This window comes from Micromonospora sp. LOL_023 (assembly GCF_048060115.1).
Taxonomy (GTDB): Bacteria; Actinomycetota; Actinomycetes; order Mycobacteriales; family Micromonosporaceae; genus Micromonospora_E.
Genome location: NZ_JBHMIM010000024.1, coordinates 1 through 15,808 on the forward strand (window position 1 = coordinate 1; position 15,808 = coordinate 15,808).

The following is a 15,808-nucleotide window of genomic DNA, read 5'->3' on the forward strand; positions in this document are numbered from 1 at the left end:
GCCTTCGCCGTCTACCGCATCTAACAAACCGTGATCAAATCAGGCATAGAGGAACAACGCCGGGGCCGTGCGGCTGTCCCGGCACATGAACCAGACGCAGTTGGCAAAGGCGCTACGCGTGTCGAAGTCGCTGATCGCCAGCTTCGAGACGGGCCGACTGGTGCCGAAGGAGGACACCGCGAAGACGCTGGACCAGGTGCTGAACTCCGGAAAGCAGGTCCAGAAGCTGGCGGACGAGGCCCGTGGGGACCGACAGCCGTGGCTGCGCTCCTGGGTCGAGCACGAGCGACGCGCGGTGCTGCTCCGGGCCTGGGAGCCGACGTTGATCCCTGGACTGCTGCAGACCGAGGCATACATGCGGCAGGTCTTCGCGGCAGTTCCGTCCAACGGAGGCCGACTCGAAGAGGTGATCGCGACCCGACAGACTCGGCAGCGTGCGGTGCTGGACCGCGATCCCCCGGTGGAGCTGGTGGTCATGGTCGCGGAGGCGGCGTTGCGCCGTGGTCCACAAGAGGTGATGAAGGACCAGATCGCGCACCTGGTCGACCTCGGGCATCGACCGACGGTCCGGATCCGCGCGGTCCCTGACTCGGCAGGGCTCCACGCTGGCCTCGGTGGACCACTGGCGTTGGCAACCATGAGCGATGGGCGGCGGGTCGGCTACCTGGACGACCTGCTGCGCGGACGCGTCGCCACCACCTCTGGTGACGTGCTCGAGCTGGAACTAGTCTGGGAGGCAGTGAACGAGTTGGCACTCTCCGCTGACCAGACCAGGGACCTCATGTTAGGGATGATCCAGTGAGCAATGAACCAGCCTGGCGGAAGTCCTCGCGATCGAACGGCTCATCCGGCAACTGTGTCGAGGTGGCCGACAACCTGCCCGGCCGGGTCCTGGTCCGGGACACCAAGGACCGCGACGGCGGCACACTGACCTTCGCCCCCTCCGCCTGGCACTCCTTCGTCGAGCTGGCCAAGCAGCACCACTGAGCCGACTCCCAGCCCCGACGGGGTCACCAGAGCGCCGGCCCTCCCTTGCTAGGGCCGGCGCTTCTTCTTCACACCCAGCCAGCCCCTGCCGGGTCAGCCACGCCAGCACCGCCAAACCGGACCGCCGCACTTTGGCAAAGCCAGCTCGGTAACGGTGTGTGACGACAAGTCGCCCAGCCTGCCGGTCCTCGGCTTCCGGATCTACCGATGTGCGTACGCACATCGGTCCGACACGTCCCGGTCCGTCGTCGAGTGGAGGGCTCACGCACGTAATTCCCGCCGAATAAGGTATCTGAGCCCTCGACTCGACGATCCGGCGCCAGCCCGGGTGCACGAATCTGCCACCGATCACGCCTCACGCAACGTGAGTGATCCACCGATCTGACGGTGCCGAAGATCGGGTGTAGCTGCGACCTCGCGGGGTCCGGTCACTCAACCGCAGGATCCTCTCGAGTAACCAGGGTGACGTCGGTGATCGTCCCCGCGACAATGGCCGACGTGGAGAAGGTTGAGGTCGTCGTCGCCCACAACGAGCGCGCGACCCTGCGCGTCGGCGACGTGTTCCTGAAGATCGACGCCGATCGGACCCGCACCGAGGTCGAGGTCGAAGCGATGGCCATGGCGCCGATCCCGACCCCGGAGATCCTGTGGTGCAAGCCGCCCGTGCTCGCCCTCGCTGCCCTCCCGGGCACGGCGCTCGGCCACCTCGGTGAGCCGTCGACCGCGTCGCCCGCGGCGTGGGCCGCGGCGGGCACCGCCGTTCGGATGCTGCACGACGCGCCGCTGCCGCCATGGCCCGGTCGGAGCCTCGACGAACTCGCGGCCCGCCTCGCCAGCGAGTGCGAGTGGCTCGTCGCCAACGACGTCCTTCCCGCTGACGTGGTAACCCGCAACCGCCGGCTCGCCGAGACCGCGCTGCGGCCGTGGACACCGGTGTTCACCCACGGCGACCTGCAGGTCGACCACATCTTCGTCGCCGATGACGAGGTCACCGGCGTCGTCGACTGGTCCGAGGCGTCCCAGGGCGATGCGTTGTTCGACCTCGCCATCCTCACGCTCGGACACAAGGAGCACCTTGCCGACGTCGTCGCCGGCTACGGCACCGACGTCGACCGCGACCTTATCCGCGCATGGTGGTCGTTGCGATGCTTGACCAACGTCCGCTGGCTAGCCGAGCACGGCTACGGCTCGCCGGACGAGTTCCCCGAGGTCGCCGTACTGACATCCCGGCTGTGAGCCTGCACGGACCCGACAGCCACGAGTGCCGTTGACGCTCGGTCGGGGCGGCCAGCTCGGCGACCGCGCCGGCCGGGATAGGGATCAGCGGGTGGTAGGCCCGATCCGCCAGCTCTCGGCAAGGCCGCCGACGTCGACGGTGTCGAACCGAAGTCTTTGATCAGCTCAGCTCGGTGAGCTGCGCTTTGGCGGCGTCATCGCCGGCGATGGGCAGGGCGGTGCGATCCGGGGCACCGGCTGGGCGGGTCAGTTCGCGCAGCAGCCTGCCATTGACGGCGTGGAACGCCTTGACCAGGAGGTCCGAAGATCAGCCGCTTCGGCGGTTGCCGTACTGGCGAGGGCTCTGCACCGTGCCGGAACGGCCGTGGACGCGGCTCGCGGTACCCGTGGTGTGGTTCGTGGTGGCCTTGCCCTTGGACCGGCGGGCCGCCCGGTTCTCGAAGGGCTGCGGCTGCTCCTCGGTTCCCGCTTCTCCCGCTTCGGTGTCAGCGGTGGGATCGGCGTCGCTGGTGGCGTCGGTCATCGTGTCTCCTCGTACTGTTCGGACTAGGCTGCGGATCTTGAAGTGCGCCCGCCGCGATACGCAGACCGTAGCGCGCAGACCGACCCGAGTCGGGGCCGGCTGCCCGAGTAGACCGTCCAGTCACGCCAGAACCCCGCCAGGATGACCCAACCACGACGCCGTCCGAGCATCCGATCCCGGATGGCTACCTGTTCACGGTGTCGGGAACGCAGTTCCCGACCCGGCCTCTCGGGCGAAGACCTGGCAACCGCCGCCGCTGCCGCCGCCTGCAACCCCTCCCCGAGCCGTCCCGACGAGGACAGCTCCACATCCCCCGTCAGCCGGCATGCAGGACCATTGACAACCAGCAGATGTCGGCGGCGCTCCCGGATCCAGAAGTCGTCCGGCACTGAGCTTTCACAGGTCGTCGGGCAGGACCCGGAACGCCGTATGACTGCTCAGTGGACGGATAGCCCGGAAGTCCTGCCGGTCCAGCGTCAACACCGCGTCCGTCTCGAACTGCTCGGCGAGCACGACGTTCACGGCGTCCGTGAGATCCAGGCGCAGCGCCGCGTACCGCGACTGGACCGTACGGGCCCTGCGCAGCACGGTCGCGGTCACCTCTGGGACCAGGACCCGCAGGTTCCGCTCCTGCCCCAACAGCCAGTCCTGCACAGCGTGTGCCGTCTTGCGGTCCACGTTCCGGGTGATGATGTGCTCGATCTCCCCGAACACCAAGGGTGAGATCACCGTCGCTGACGCCTCGGCGAAAACCCTGCGGGCGGCGGCATGCTCAGGATCGTCGATGTTGAACGCGGCCACCAGCCCGGAGGTGTCCCCGACAAGGATCATGCAGCGTGGCCGGACGAGCCGTACCTGCGGTCCTCGGCCTGCGCCACCGCCGCCCGCACATCGTCATCGCTCACCGGCCCACCGAAACCGATCTCCGGTATGTCCCAGTCTTCCGACCAACGACGCGCCCGCAGCGCCGCGATATGAAACGCCTCCCGGAAGTACTCCGACTCCGGACGCCCTTCCCGCGCGGCGGCCTCCTTGATGACCCGCAGATCATCTTCGTCGACCATCACTGTCGTCTTCTTCAACGCCATATGGTTATGGTACCTCCACCACCCGATAGGCGGACTGGACCACCAACCGTCGCGAGGGTTGGTAGTCGCAGCCAGGTACGACAAAACCGGCAACTCGCGCAGGAAGTGCAGCGCGCGATCATCGATCAAAGCTCACCCCAAGATCAATGTGAGCGCCAGATACGCTACGCGGCGGGTTTAGCGTATCTGGTGCTCACATTGATCTTGGTGGCCAGATCGGCGGGCCCGAAACCTCACCTCGATGCCGCGCCGCCGCCTACGCCGTCCGGCATCTGTCGCCACGCGCCCAGGCAACACTGGTCACAACAGATGCAAAATACGCTCAGCGCCCACAACGGGCAAAGCTCGACCAGCCCGACGCCCCCCATTCCGCGACAGCCGGCGGCTGGAACGGAAACAGTCGCCGTACCCCTTGTCTGCCGCGATTTCGGTCGCGAAGATGGCTCGTAGCTGGCGGATACCTCATCCTGACCTGATCCGGCCCGACGTGCGGGAGCGCCGAACGATGACCGACAAGCAGACGCTGCGCAACTTCGTCGACGGCGAGTACGTCGACCCGGTCGACGGCGGCTACCAGGACCTGATCGACCCGTGCACCGGCGAGGTGTTCGCCCAGTCGCCGACCTCCGGTGCCGCCGACGTCGACCGGGCCATGTCGGCGGCGGCGACCGCCTTCGAAAGCTGGCGGGACACCACCCCGGCGCAGCGGCAGCTGGCGCTGCTCAAGCTCGCCGACGCGGTCGAGGCACGCGCCGGCGACCTGGTCGACGCCGAGGTCCGCAACACCGGCAAGCCACGGCAGTTGACCGCCGACGAGGAGCTGCCGCCCTGCGTCGACGAGTTCCGGTTCTTCGCCGGCGCCGCCCGGGTGCTGGAGGGCAAGTCCGCCGGCGAATACATGGCCGGGCACACCTCCTACGTACGCCGGGAGCCGATCGGGGTCTGCGCACAGGTCACGCCCTGGAACTATCCGCTGATGATGGCGGTCTGGAAGATCGCCCCGGCGCTGGCCGCCGGCAACACGGTGGTGCTCAAGCCGTCCGACACCACCCCACTGTCCACTCTGCTGCTGGCCGAGATCGCCGCCGAGTTCCTGCCGCCGGGGGTGCTGAACGTGGTCTGCGGCGACCGGGACACCGGTCGGGCGCTGGTCGCACACCCGACGCCGGACTTCGTGTCGATCACCGGGTCGCCGCGGGCCGGCATGGAGGTGGCGACGGCGGCCGCGGCCGACCTCAAGCGCACCCACCTGGAGCTGGGCGGCAAGGCCCCGGTGGTGCTCTTCGACGACGCAGACGTGGCGGCGGCGGCCGAGGCGATCGCCGGGGCCGGCTACTTCAACGCCGGGCAGGACTGCACCGCCGCGACCCGGGTGCTGGCCGGGCCAGGCGTGTACGACGACTTCGTCGCGGCCCTGACCGAGCAGGCCCGGGGTACGAAGACCGGGCTGCCGGACGAGCCGGACGTCGCGTACGGGCCGTTGAACAACGTCGACCAGCTGGGCCGGGTCGCCGGCTTCGTCGACCGGCTGCCGGACCACGCCGAGCTGCACGTCGGCGGTGCCCGGGTCGGCGATCGGGGCTTCTTCTACGCTCCGACGGTGGTCTCCGGGGTGCGTCAGCCGGACGAGATCATCCAGGACGAGGTCTTCGGGCCGGTGATCACCGTGCAGCGGTTCACCGACGAGGACGAGGCGACCCGGTGGGCAAACGGCGTCCGCTACGGCCTGGCCGCCTCAGTGTGGACCCGCGACCACGGCCGGGCGATGCGGATGACCCGCCGGCTCGACTTCGGCTGTGTCTGGGTCAACACCCACATCCCGTTCATCTCGGAGATGCCGCACGGTGGGTTCAAGCATTCCGGGTACGGCAAGGACCTGTCGATGTACGGGCTGGAGGACTACACCCGGCTCAAGCACGTCATGCACGCGATCGAGGACTGAGCCGCAGCCAGCTCTCCCCTACCGCCAGGCAGCGCACGACGAGCAGGAGCAGCAGCGGCCCACCGAGCAGACCGACGGCCAGGCTGACCGGGTCCGGGGACATGGCGTCCACCGGCCGGGCGCTGACCCATCCGTTGCGGTCCACCACCAGGTCTGCCTGGTCGCCCACCTCGTACTGGTCGTCGCTGAGCAGGTCCGACACCGGGATGGTGCCGGCGGAGTCCTGCCACTCGTAGTCGCAGTCGACGACGCCGCCGCGCGGCGCCGCGCAGTCCGCGGTCGCCACGGTCGCGGTGACCTGGTCACCGGAGATGTTCAGGTAGGCGATGCTGGCCAGGTCGGCGAGGACCAGGCCGACCAGCGCTACGCCGAGTGCGACCAGCAGGGCCGGCCAGCTACGGCGGATCCGGTATGCGACGGCCATGGCGATCAGCGCCCCGCCGACCAGGGCCACTCCGAAGCCGACCACGCTGGCGGTGTCGCCGATGAAGACGCCGACCGCGCCGATCAGCGACAGCAGCAGCCCGGCCCCGGCGACCGTCCAGCCCTGCCGGGCGGGCCAGGGCCGCGGTTGCGGCCAACGCAGCGTGTTGACCAGCCGACTCCGCCGGCTGGCGGGAGTGACCGCTGTTCTGGTGGAGTTCTGCTCGCCGAGATCCTCGATCACCACACCGTCCTTGCTGACCGTCACCGATCCGACCCGCCGTCATCCTGACATCAGTCGGCCCGTTGCGGCTCAGCCTCTCGGGTGATCTCCAGCCTCCGACATCACCTCATGATCGCGACGATCTTGCACTTATCGATGGACTTTTCGGACAAATCCTATCGATAACTGCAAGATCGTCGCGATCATGAGGGCAGGCTGTCGCGCAGACCCCACGGCGAGCCGTACGCGGTGAGCAGGTCCAGGTACGGCTGGGCCGGCAGCGCTTCCGGCCCCAGCACCCCGGTGCCGGACCAGGTGCCGGCGGCCAGCAGCTCCAACGCCACCACCGGGTTGATCGCGGTCTGCCAGACCACCGCCTGGTGGCCGTACTCGGCCATCGACCACTCGTTGTCGACCACGTGGTAGAGGTACACCTCGCGCGGCTCACCGGCCGGCGACAGGCCGGTGACCCAGGTCCCGGCGCAGGTCTTGCCGCGCATCCGGTCGCCGAGGGTCGCCGGATCCGGCAGGCAGGCGGCGACCACGTCACGCGGCGACACCTCGACCTTGCCGGCGCGCACCGGCCGGGTCGAATCCAGGCCCAGCTTGTGCAGCGTCTTGAGCACCTCGATGAACTCGGTGCCGAGGCCGTACTTGAAGGTGACCCGCCGCGCCGTCACCCAACGCGGAATCAGCAGCACCTCCTCGTGTTCGACGTTGACGCACTCGACCGGGCCGATGCCGTCGGGGAAGTCGAAGACCTCCGGCTCGCTGAACGGTGCCGTGGTGTACCAGCCGCGCCCGGACTCCCAGATCACCGGCGGGTTCAGGCATTCCTCGATGGTGGTCCAGATGGAGAACGACGGGGCGAAGTCGTAGCCGTCGACGACCAGGTTCGCGCCATCGCGTACCCCGATCTGGTCGATCGACGAGAAGAGCTGGTCGGCGGCGTAGCGGGCGAAGACGTCGGACAGGCCCGGTTCGACGCCGACGCCGACCAGGGCGAGCCGCCCGGCGGCGGCCCAGTCGTCGGCCACGGCGAACTGGTCGTCGCCGAGCTTGACCCCGCACTCGTCGTGCGGGCGGTCCGGGTGCGGTGTGGACAGCGACATCGCCATGTCCAGGTAGTCGGCGCCGGCCGCGTACGCCCCCTCGAAGATCGGCATCACGAAGCGCGGGTCGACCGCGTTGAGCACGTGGGTGATCCGGTGCTCGCGGCACAGTGCAGCGACCGCCTCGGCCGACGACGCGTCGACCGAGGCCGCGGCGACGAAGCGGCGGTCGCCGCCGGTCGGCGACTCGACAGCTGACCGCCCGGCACCGAGTGCGGCCACCGCGCGGGCGGCGCGGGCCGGATCGTAGTCGGCGACCACCATGGTCTCGAAGAAGTCCCGGCGGGCGGCGATCGACACCACCGCCGAGCCGACACCACCGGCACCTACCAGCAGAATCCGCACATTCTCTCCCTTGAACGGCCGAGCCGGACGGGTCAACTGAGCGCGACAGCGCTACGGGTCAGCTCGCGCCGGCCCGGCTGCGGCGCCGCCCGAGCGTGCCGCCGAGCACCACCAGCAGCAGCGCGATCGCGAACATCGCCGTGCCGATCACATTGACCTGCGGGGGGATACCGCGCTGCGCGGCACCCCACACGTACATCGGGAAAGTGACCGTGGTGCCGGAGTTGAAGTTGGTGATGATGAAGTCGTCGAACGACAGTGAGAAGGCCAGCAGGGCGGCGGCGACGATGCCGGGTGCCACCAACGGCAGGGTGATCCGGCGGAACGTCTGCCATTCGCTGGCGTACAGGTCCATCGCCGCCTCCTCGAGGCGGTTGTCCATGCCGGCCAGCCGCGCCTTCACGGTGACCACCACGAAGCTCAGGCAGAACATCACGTGGGCGATCACCACGGTCCAGAATCCGAGCGGCACCGCGCCGGCCACGAAGAGGGTGAGCAGCGACGATCCCATCACCAGCTCCGGCGTGGCCATCGGCAGGAAGATCAGCAGGTTGACCGCAGACCGGCCCCGGAACCGGTGCCGGACCAGCGCGAACGCCATCAGGGTGCCGAGGATCGTCGCCCCGGCGGTGGCCAGGAACCCGATCTGCACGCTGCGCAGCACCGCGTCGCACATCTCGGCGCTGGCACACGGCTGCCGCCAGTGGTCCAACGTGAACTCGTTGAAATCGTAGGACAGCCGGCTGGACGGCTGGTTGACCGACAGCCCGGCGACCACCGCGACCGGCAGCAGCAGGTAGCCGAGCACCAGCAGGCCGACGCCGAGCACCCAGTGGTCGACCAGCCACCGGCCGATCCGCGCGCCGACCCCCGCACCGACCCGCGTCGAACCCGGGCCCATCAGAGCACCTCCTCGGTGCCGGTGCGCCGGATGTAGATCGACACGACCACCAGGATCGCCGCCATCAGCAGGAACGACAGCGCCGCCGCCTGCGGATAGTCCAGCCGCACCAGGAACGCCGAGTCGATCACGTTGCCGATCATGTACTCGTTGGGGGTGCCGAGCAGTCGGGCGTTGATGTAGTCACCCGAGGCGGGGATGAACGTCAGCAGGGTGCCGGCGACCAGGCCGGGCAGCGACAGCGGCAGCGTCACCCGCCAGAAGGCCCGCGCCGGGCTCGCGTACAGGTCACTGGCCGCCTCCAGCAGCCGGGGATCGAGCCGCTCCAGGCTCGCGTACAGCGGGAGCACCATGAACGGCAGGAAGTTGTACGTCAACCCGAGCACCACCGCGACCGGGGTGAACAGCAGCCGGCCGTCCGGCGCGAGCAGGTGCAGATCCTGCAGTACGCCGACCAGCCAGCCGTTCTCCGACAGGATCGTCTTCCAGGCCAGGGTGCGGACCAGGAAACTGGTGAACATCGGCGCGACGACGCAGACCAGCATCAGGTTCTTCCACCGGCCGGCCTTCTGAGCGATCGCGTACGCCAGTGGGTAGCCGAGCAGCATCGCGATCACGGTGGCGATGCCGGCGTAGAGCAAGCCTCGGCCGAACTGCGTCCAGTACGCCGCCAGGGCGGCCGGGTAGTTGCCGAACGACCAGGTCATCGCGTAGCCGGTGGCCAGCGACCCGTTCGGGTCGTAGAGGCTGGTGGCGCCGAGTTGGAACGCCGGCACCGCGAAGAACAGGATCAGCCACGCCCCACCCGGCAACAGCAGCAGGTACGGCAGTGCCCGCCCGCGACCCCGCCGGGCCGGTGGCGGCGGCGGCTTGCCCGCCGCTGGCCCGCCGCCGACGTGCGCCAGGACGCTCATGACGCTGGTACGGCTTCGTCAAACAGCGGGGCGGTCTGGTCGCCGGCACCTGGGTCGCGATCCAGCAGAAAGGCGTGCGCCGGCTGCCAGTAGGCGACCACGTCGGCGCCGACCGGCAGCAGCTGGTCATCGCCGCCGGGGCCGGACCCGTTGTTCGGGCTGAACACGCTCAGCTCGGTGCCCCAGCCGGTGCGCACCTGGTACTGGGTGCTGACCCCCAGGTACGCCAGGTCGGTGACCACGCCGGCGACCGACTGCGCCCCGGCCGGCACCTGATCGGCGTCCCGGGCCAGGGCGAGCTTCTCCGGGCGTACCCCCAGATAGACCGGACCCTCGACGGACCGGGACCGGCTCGCGGGCACCGCGAACCGCGATCCGTACGCGGTGACCGTCACGTCGTCGCCGGAGCGCCCGGTGACCTCGCCGGCCAACAGGTTCGACTGGCCGAGGAAGTTCGCCACGAACGCGGTCGCCGGGAACTCGTACATCTGCGCGGGCGGGCCGAGCTGCTCGATGCGGCCGGCGTGCATCACCGCGACGGTGTCGGCCATCGTCATGGCCTCCTCCTGGTCGTGGGTGACGTGCACGAAGGTGATGCCGACCTCGGTCTGGATGCGTTTCAGCTCGGTCTGCATCTGCCGGCGCAGTTTCAGGTCGAGCGCGCCGAGCGGCTCGTCGAGCAGCAGCACCTGCGGGTGGTTGATCAACGCGCGGGCCAACGCCACCCGCTGCTGCTGCCCGCCGGAGAGCTGCTGCGGGCGGCGCGGGCCGAAGCCGCCGAGCTGCACCATCTCCAGCATCCGCTCGACCTGTGTGCGCACGTCGCGGATGCCGCGCCGGCGCAGTCCGAACGCGACGTTCTCGGCGATGCTCAGGTGCGGGAAGAGTGCGTAGCTCTGGAAGACGGTGTTCACCGGCCGCCGGTACGGACGCAGCCGGCTGATGTCCCGCCCGCCGAGCAGCACCTGCCCGCTGGTGGGCTGCTCCAGCCCGGCGACCATCCGCAACGTGGTGGTCTTGCCGCAGCCGGAGGCGCCGAGCAGGGCGAAGAACGCACCCTGCGGGATGGTCAGGCTCAGCTCGTCCACGGCGGTGAACGGGCCGAACCGTTTGGTCACGTTGGCCAGGTGCAGGTCACCGGCGGGCGGGTCACTCACCATCGGTAGCCGCCTCAGGCCCCGATGACCTGCTGGAACTTCTGCTCGTACGAGCGTTCCTGCTCCTCGGACAGCGCCATGAAGACCTTGGCCTGACCGAGCAGCGCCTCGTCGGGGAAGATCAGCGGGTTGGCGGCCAGCTCCGGATCGATGGCGGCCATCGCCTCCTGCGCGCCTTCGACCGGGCAGATGAAGTTGACGTACGCGGCGACCTCGGCGGCGACCGCCGGGTCGTAGTAGTGGTCCATCAGCTTCTCGGCGTTGGCCTTGTGAGCGGCCTGGTTCGGCACCTGCATGTTGTCGGAGAAGAGGATCAGGCCGGACTCGGGTGCGGCGAAGACGATGTTCGGGTCCTCGGCGGAGAGTTGGATGACGTCGCCGGACCAGCCGATGCAGGCAGCGACGTCGCCCCGGGCCAGGTCGGCGGCGTAGTCGTTGCCGGTGAACCGACGGATCTGGCCGTCGGCGACCGCCTGGCGCAGCTTCTCCAGGGCGTCGTCGAACTGGGCGTCGGTGAAGTCCGACGGGTCGTGGCCGCCGGCCTGCAGCAGCAGCCCCATCGTGTCGCGCATCTCGGTCAACGCGGTCACCCGACCCTTGAGGTCGGCCCGGGTGAGCAGCTCGTCGATGGTGCGGACCTCGCCGGTGACGGTGCCGTTGTAGGCGATCCCGGTCAGACCCGACTGCCACGGTACGGCGTACGAGTCGTCCGGGTCGAACGGGCGGGCCCGCAGCGACGGCAGCAGGTTGGCGGTCACGTTGGGCAGGTTCGCCTTGTCCAGCTGCTGCACCCAGCCGAGCCGGATCATCCGGGCGGCCAGCCAGTCGGTGAGCACCATGATGTCGCGGCCGGTGGGCTGGCACGACGACAGCTGGTTCTGCACCTTGCCGAAGAACTCGTTGTTGTCGTTGATGTCCTCGGTGTAGGTGACCTCGATCCCGCTGGCCTGCTGGAACGCCTCCAGGCTCGGCCGGCGGCCCTCATCGGCCTCATCGATGTCGATGTACTGCGGCCAGTTGGAGAAGGCGATCGTCTTCTCGCTGTCGGAGACGTCTTCGCTGACGCAGCTCTCCTCGGTCTGCTGGGCGGCCGGGGTGCCGCAGCCGGCGAGGGCGCTGCCGGCGAGCAGCACTCCACCGGAGGCGGCGGCACCGCGAACCAGGCCGCGCCGGCTCAACGAGCGGCTGGCGCCCAGCGCGGCGAGCAGGGCGGCGGCCGGCGCGGAGGGTGGGGGGCGGAGGCGGCTACGCATGTACGGCTCCTGAAGGGGGGCGAGCCGGCCGGGGCCGACCCGAAGCATGGCGGCGTAGGTGGTTGACCAATTAGACGCCGATCCTGACATGCAGAAGACCGCATCACAAGGGATTCCGTTGCGGAGCTCGCCAATGGCGACGAAATACGCCAGACTCGGACTCTTAACATGAGTCACCTCGGCGGCGTACCGTCCGCCAGGAATAATGCACCGATTCGGCAGACAGGGGAAGCCTGGGATGGGCACACGGCAGTCCGGCGGCGCCAACCCGGGCCACGTCCTCCTCGACGACGTGGCCAAGCAGATCATCGAACAGTTGCAGGAGGACGGCCGCCGGCCGTACGCCAGCATCGGCAAGGCGGTCGGCCTGTCCGAGGCGGCGGTCCGCCAACGGGTGCAGCGGCTGCTCGACGCCGGGGTGATGCAGATCGTCGCGGTCACCGATCCACTGCAGCTCGGCTTCCCCCGCCAGGCGATGATCGGCCTGCGTACCTCCGGGGATCTGGAGGCGGTCGCCGACCGGCTCGCCGAGCTGGACGAGGTCGACTACGTGGTGATCACCGCCGGGTCGTTCGACCTGCTCACCGAGGTGGTCGGCCGCAACGACGACCACCTGTTGGAGATCCTGCAACGGCTGCGCGCGGTCGAGGGGGTCGTCTCCACCGAGGCGTTCGTCTATCTGAAGCTGCGCAAGCAGACCTACACCTGGGGTACGGCCTGAGTCAGCTCGGTTGATTCCACTGCCTACCCTGACGGCACACGTCGAACAGATCGGGGCGGGCAGATGCGTCGTCAGGCACGGGTGCTGGCAGGCCTAGGAGCACTACTGTTGCTGGCCGTGACCGGCTGCAGCACGGTCAGCACCGAGTCGGACCAGGTGGCGTTGCACTACGACGCCGGAGCCTTCTCCAGCACCACGTACCAGGAATGCGTCATCCAGAACAACCGCGCCTGGGACGGGCCGGGCGAGAAGTACTACGTCTACCCGGCGGGCCAGCGCACGTTCGACTTCACCGGCAACGAGGGCTCCGAGTCCACGCCGTTCGTGGTGGTCTCCAAGGACAACCAGGAGCTGACCGTGTCCGGTGGGCTGACCTTCCACCTGGACACCTCGTGCGAAGACGAGGGCGGGATGCTGCGCGAGTTCCACGAGGAGATCGGGCTGAAGTTCCAGCCGGTGATGGACGACGACGGCCGGACCACCAAACACTGGCTGGACCTGCTGCGGTTCTACGTCGGGCAGCCGTTGCACAAGGCGATGACCACCGAGGCGCAGAAGTACGACTGGTTGGCGCTGTACAACGACCCGGCCACCCGGGCCGCGTTCGAGACGGCGATCAACGAAGACCTGGGCGCGGCGGTGCAGGCCACCACCGGTGGGCGGGCGTACTTCCTGCAGTTCAACCTGACCCTGCAGAAGCCGACGCCGCGCCAGGATCTGGTCGACGGCCTGGCCGCGGTCCAGGTGGCGATCACCGAGCGGCGGGCGGTCACCGAACAGAACGCCACCGTCGAGGAAAAGCTCAAGCAGATCCGTCAGCTCGTCGAGGTACTCGGCCCGGAGGGCTACATCCTGTACGAGGTGTTCCAGCGCTGCCTGACCGACGAGACCACCAAGGGCTGCCCGACCTTCGTGCCGGTCCCGGCCGGCGGCAGCGTCGACCTCAACACCGGCCGCCCGGCGACCACCGACTGACCGACCCGGCTGGGTCCGCGCGCTGCCGGCGGGCAGATCTTCGCTGCCCCCACCGGGCGTCGTCGGGTTGCTGTCCAGACCGGGCCAGCGCGACCCGCAGCACCTCGTTCATCGGCGCACCTCACTCGTGGCGTCCACATGGGTGGTTCGCGATCGACCCATGTGAAGAGGTCCGACGGCGGTGGGGGCACGGTGGCGGGTCGGTTCGGGACGTCCGATGCCGGATCAGAACGTCTGTCGACCCGATCCCGAGGTGCGCCATCCGGCGTTCAAGATCAATGTGAGCACCAGAGACGCTAAAACCGCGCTGTAGCGTCTCTGGTGCTCACATTGATCTTGCGGCGGCCACGCGGGGCGAGGAGCGCCTCCCGGGGCGCCACGCGCCCTCGGGTCCGAGGGATCGTCGTCGAAGTTGATCAAGGAGTTGCCCGGAGTCGACGTGGTCGGCCGGGCCGCGAAATGTCAGCGAGCGGCCCCGGCTGGGTGACTCATCCCGGGTTGCGGATTTCGTCGTTGTAGCCGGCTCAGATTGCTCAAACCGTAGGCGAACGGCACTGTTGATCTCGTGAACCTTGCAGTACGCGGAGGATCTGTGCGATAACCGTAGCCAGGACGGCGCTCGCCGGACGCCGATGCGACTGACGCGATGGGGCCACACATGGGCAACCCGACCGACCACCTCTGGATGCACTTCACCCGGATGTCCAGCTACCAGGACGCCCCGGTGCCGACCATCGTGCGCGGCGACGGCGCGTACATCTGGGACAGCGAGGGGCGCCGCTACCTGGACGGGCTGGCCGGGCTCTTCGTGGTCAACGCCGGACACGGGCGGACCGAGCTGGCCGAGGCTGCCGCGAAGCAGGCCAGCGAGTTGGCGTACTTCCCGATCTGGTCGTACGCGCACCCGACCGCGATCGAGCTGGCCGAGCGGATCGCCGCGCTGGCCCCCGGCGACTTGAACCGAGTCTTCTTCACCACCGGCGGCTCGGAGGCGGTCGAGTCGGCGTGGAAGCTGGCCCGCGCCTACTTCAAGCGGGTCGGCAAGCCGATGAAGCACAAGGTGGTCAGCCGCCACATCGCGTACCACGGCACGTCGATGGGGGCGCTGTCGATCACCGGGTTGCCGGGCATCAAGGCCGACTTCGAGCCGCTGGTTCCGGGCGGGATCAAGGCACCGAACACCAACTTCTACCGGGCGCCGGAGCACGGCGACGACCCGGTGGCGTTCGGCCGGTGGGCGGCCGAGGAGATCGGCCGGGCCATCGAGCGCGAAGGGCCGGAGACGGTCGCCGCGGTCTTCCTGGAGCCGGTGCAGAACGCCGGCGGCTGTTTCCCGCCGCCGCCGGGCTACTTCGAGCGGGTACGCGAGATCTGCGACGCGTACGACGTGTTGCTCGTCTCCGACGAGGTGATCTGCTCGTGGGGCCGGCTCGGGGAGTACTTCGGCGCCCAGCGGTACGGCTACCAGCCGGACATGATCACCACCGCGAAGGGGATCACCTCGGGCTACTCGCCGCTCGGCGCGATGATCGCGTCCGACCGACTGATCGAGCCGTTCCTGCACGGTACGGAGTCGTTCGCGCACGGGATCACCTTCGGCGGCCATCCGGTCTCCTGCGCGGTGGCGTTGGCGAACCTGGAGATCTTCGCCCGGGAGGACCTGGTCGGGCACGTACGGGCGAACGAAAGCGCTTTCCGGGCCACCCTGGAGAAGCTGTACGACCTGCCGATCGTCGGCGACGTACGCGGCGACGGCTACTTCTACGGCATCGAGCTGGTCAAGGACCGGACCACCCGGGAGTCGTTCGACGACGCCGAGTCGGAGCGGCTGCTGCGCGGGTTCCTGTCCGGCGCGCTGTTCGCCGCCGGTCTCTACTGCCGGGCGGACGACCGGGGTGACCCGGTGATCCAGCTGGCCCCGCCGCTGATCGCCGACCAGACGCAGTTCGACGAGATCGAGCAGATCCTGCGTTCGGTGCTCACCGAGGCCTGGCAGCACCTCTGACAC

16 protein-coding genes are annotated in these 15,808 nt (G+C 69.0%); 7 read left to right on the plus strand and 9 right to left on the minus strand.

What is annotated here, in order from left to right; genetic code table 11:
* Positions 1-67: 67 nt before the first annotated feature.
* The 3 genes from ACFHVL_RS14850 to ACFHVL_RS14860 all read left to right on the plus strand — a co-directional run bounded on the left by ACFHVL_RS14850 (position 68) and on the right by ACFHVL_RS14860 (position 2,223).
* Positions 68-802, plus strand: a complete 735-nt coding sequence (locus ACFHVL_RS14850; protein ID WP_416628404.1) for a helix-turn-helix domain-containing protein — start codon at positions 68-70, stop codon at positions 800-802.
* Positions 799-987: a DUF397 domain-containing protein gene (locus ACFHVL_RS14855; RefSeq protein WP_416628405.1), complete on the plus strand. Its 189-nt coding sequence runs from the start codon at positions 799-801 to the stop codon at positions 985-987. Before ACFHVL_RS14850 ends, ACFHVL_RS14855 begins: the two co-directional genes overlap by 4 nt.
* Before the next feature lie 489 nt (positions 988-1,476).
* The gene (locus tag ACFHVL_RS14860) at positions 1,477-2,223 is read left to right on the plus strand and encodes a phosphotransferase family protein (RefSeq protein WP_416628497.1); all 747 of its coding nucleotides are present in this window, start codon (positions 1,477-1,479) and stop codon (positions 2,221-2,223) included.
* A 307-nt stretch (positions 2,224-2,530) separates the two neighbouring features.
* On the opposite strand, the gene ACFHVL_RS14865 is transcribed toward ACFHVL_RS14860, so the two are convergent.
* The 3 genes from ACFHVL_RS14865 to ACFHVL_RS14875 all read right to left on the minus strand — a co-directional run bounded on the left by ACFHVL_RS14865 (position 2,531) and on the right by ACFHVL_RS14875 (position 3,834).
* Complete coding sequence (locus ACFHVL_RS14865; protein WP_416628407.1) at positions 2,531-2,746, minus strand: hypothetical protein; 216 nt, start codon at positions 2,744-2,746, stop codon at positions 2,531-2,533.
* A gap of 396 nt (positions 2,747-3,142) precedes the next feature.
* The gene (locus ACFHVL_RS14870; RefSeq protein WP_416628408.1) at positions 3,143-3,577 is read right to left on the minus strand and encodes a type II toxin-antitoxin system VapC family toxin; all 435 of its coding nucleotides are present in this window, start codon (positions 3,575-3,577) and stop codon (positions 3,143-3,145) included.
* Positions 3,574-3,834 (minus strand): ribbon-helix-helix protein, CopG family, encoded by a 261-nt coding sequence (locus ACFHVL_RS14875; RefSeq protein ID WP_416628410.1) that lies wholly within the window; start codon positions 3,832-3,834, stop codon positions 3,574-3,576. Before ACFHVL_RS14875 ends, ACFHVL_RS14870 begins: the two co-directional genes overlap by 4 nt.
* A 505-nt stretch (positions 3,835-4,339) precedes the next feature.
* Here ACFHVL_RS14875 and ACFHVL_RS14880 point away from each other — a divergent pair.
* Positions 4,340-5,776: a gamma-aminobutyraldehyde dehydrogenase gene (locus ACFHVL_RS14880; protein ID WP_416628412.1), complete on the plus strand. Its 1,437-nt coding sequence runs from the start codon at positions 4,340-4,342 to the stop codon at positions 5,774-5,776.
* Here ACFHVL_RS14880 and ACFHVL_RS14885 read toward each other — a convergent pair.
* The 6 genes from ACFHVL_RS14885 to ACFHVL_RS14910 form a co-directional block, all read right to left on the minus strand.
* Positions 5,754-6,467: a hypothetical protein gene (locus ACFHVL_RS14885; RefSeq protein ID WP_416628414.1), complete on the minus strand. Its 714-nt coding sequence runs from the start codon at positions 6,465-6,467 to the stop codon at positions 5,754-5,756. The genes ACFHVL_RS14880 and ACFHVL_RS14885 overlap by 23 nt on opposite strands.
* A gap of 158 nt (positions 6,468-6,625) precedes the next feature.
* On the minus strand, positions 6,626-7,879 hold the full coding sequence (locus tag ACFHVL_RS14890) for a saccharopine dehydrogenase family protein (RefSeq protein WP_416628416.1): 1,254 nt from the start codon (positions 7,877-7,879) through the stop codon (positions 6,626-6,628).
* A gap of 58 nt (positions 7,880-7,937) precedes the next feature.
* Entirely contained in the window at positions 7,938-8,780 is an 843-nt protein-coding gene (locus ACFHVL_RS14895; protein ID WP_416628417.1) for an ABC transporter permease, read from the minus strand.
* Complete coding sequence (locus tag ACFHVL_RS14900; protein ID WP_416628418.1) at positions 8,780-9,694, minus strand: ABC transporter permease; 915 nt, start codon at positions 9,692-9,694, stop codon at positions 8,780-8,782. Before ACFHVL_RS14900 ends, ACFHVL_RS14895 begins: the two co-directional genes overlap by 1 nt.
* Positions 9,691-10,854, minus strand: a complete 1,164-nt coding sequence (locus ACFHVL_RS14905; protein ID WP_416628420.1) for an ABC transporter ATP-binding protein — start codon at positions 10,852-10,854, stop codon at positions 9,691-9,693. Before ACFHVL_RS14905 ends, ACFHVL_RS14900 begins: the two co-directional genes overlap by 4 nt.
* A gap of 11 nt (positions 10,855-10,865) precedes the next feature.
* Positions 10,866-12,104: an ABC transporter substrate-binding protein gene (locus ACFHVL_RS14910; RefSeq protein WP_416628421.1), complete on the minus strand. Its 1,239-nt coding sequence runs from the start codon at positions 12,102-12,104 to the stop codon at positions 10,866-10,868.
* Positions 12,105-12,342: 238 nt separating this feature from the next.
* Between ACFHVL_RS14910 and ACFHVL_RS14915 the strand changes: the two genes are divergently transcribed.
* The 3 genes from ACFHVL_RS14915 to ACFHVL_RS14925 all read left to right on the plus strand — a co-directional run bounded on the left by ACFHVL_RS14915 (position 12,343) and on the right by ACFHVL_RS14925 (position 15,805).
* Positions 12,343-12,825, plus strand: a complete 483-nt coding sequence (locus tag ACFHVL_RS14915) for an Lrp/AsnC family transcriptional regulator (protein ID WP_416628422.1) — start codon at positions 12,343-12,345, stop codon at positions 12,823-12,825.
* Positions 12,826-12,942: 117 nt separating this feature from the next.
* Positions 12,943-13,800, plus strand: coding sequence for an SPFH domain-containing protein (locus ACFHVL_RS14920; RefSeq protein WP_416628498.1), 858 nt, complete (start codon positions 12,943-12,945; stop codon positions 13,798-13,800).
* A gap of 658 nt (positions 13,801-14,458) precedes the next feature.
* Complete coding sequence (locus ACFHVL_RS14925; RefSeq protein WP_416628423.1) at positions 14,459-15,805, plus strand: aspartate aminotransferase family protein; 1,347 nt, start codon at positions 14,459-14,461, stop codon at positions 15,803-15,805.
* The last annotated feature ends 3 nt before the right edge of the window (positions 15,806-15,808 follow it).